The sequence below is a fragment of the Polynucleobacter nymphae genome (genome assembly GCF_018882155.1).
Taxonomy (GTDB): Bacteria; Pseudomonadota; Gammaproteobacteria; order Burkholderiales; family Burkholderiaceae; genus Polynucleobacter; species Polynucleobacter nymphae.
Genome location: NZ_JACVPA010000011.1, coordinates 1 through 1,092 on the forward strand (window position 1 = coordinate 1; position 1,092 = coordinate 1,092).

The window sequence follows — 1,092 nt, forward strand, 5'->3', positions numbered from 1 at the left end:
TGAACTGACCTGATTTTTAGTACCACTCCAGAAGAGAGGATTTTTGATAATCTTCACCTTAAAGGAGTGCTAAATATGGCAAAAGGCCAACGTCTTAAACCCGAGCAAATCGTCACCTTATTGCGTCAAATCGATGTCCTGACAACGAACGGCAAAACCCTAGCCCAGGCCTGTAAAGAAGTGGGCACGGTAGAGCAAAGCTACTATCGCTGGCGCAAGATCTATGGTGGTATGAAGGTCGATCAGGCAAAGAAGTACAAAGATCTGGAACTGGAAAATACCCGGCTTAAGAAGCTCGTAGCGGACTTATCACTACGAGAGGTGATGCTCAAGGAAGTCATTAAGGGAAACTTCTAAGCCCTACTAGGCGTAAAAGTGCAGTGCAGCTGCTCATGGATCGGTACAACATCTCTGAGCGGACTGCTTGCAGTTTAGTGGGGCTATCCAGAGCAGCGTATCGCTATATGCCATTGCCTAGAGATGACGAAGAGCCGCTGAGAGCCGAAGTCATCCGGATGGCTAGCACCTATGGCCGGTATGGTTATCGATTGATTGCCAGCATGATGCGTAACGCCGGTTGGGGCCAAGCGACTACCGCAAAGGTCGCTCGTATCTGGCGGCAAGAAGGTCTAAAGATCCCGCAAAAACAACCCCCTAGAGGTAGATTGTGGCTAAACGATGGCAGCTGTATGAGGCTAAGAGCTACTGCCCCCAATCATGTTTGGAGTTACGATTTTGTCTTTATTAGAGATGCCTATGGGGGCAAGATCCGCATGCTCACGATGATTGATGAATACACCCGAAAGTGCCTAACGATCCACTGCGCTAGAAGGATTGGATCGATCCAGGTGATTGAACAACTGGCAAACGCCATGATTACTCACGGCATCCCCGAGCACATCCGCTCAGATAATGGGCCAGAGTTTATTGCTAAAGAGTTGCGTAGTTGGTTATCCGGCATTGGGGTGAAAACCGCTTACATCACCCCCGGTAGTCCTTGGGAGAATGGCTTTTGTGAAAGCTTTAATGGCACCTTTAGAGATAACCTTTTGGATGGGGAGATCTTCTACAGCTTGAGGGAAGCTAAGGTAG

Annotated in this window: 2 protein-coding genes; both read left to right on the forward strand. The window is 48.7% G+C overall.

Features of this window, described 5'->3' with window-relative positions:
* Positions 1–75: 75 nt before the first annotated feature.
* Entirely contained in the window at positions 76–357 is a 282-nt protein-coding gene (locus ICN29_RS10600; RefSeq protein WP_216133003.1) for a transposase, read from the forward strand.
* 23 nt (positions 358–380) lie between these two features.
* Positions 381–1,092 (forward strand): IS3 family transposase (locus ICN29_RS10605; protein ID WP_216133004.1); only part of this gene is annotated, 712 nt, incomplete at its 3' end.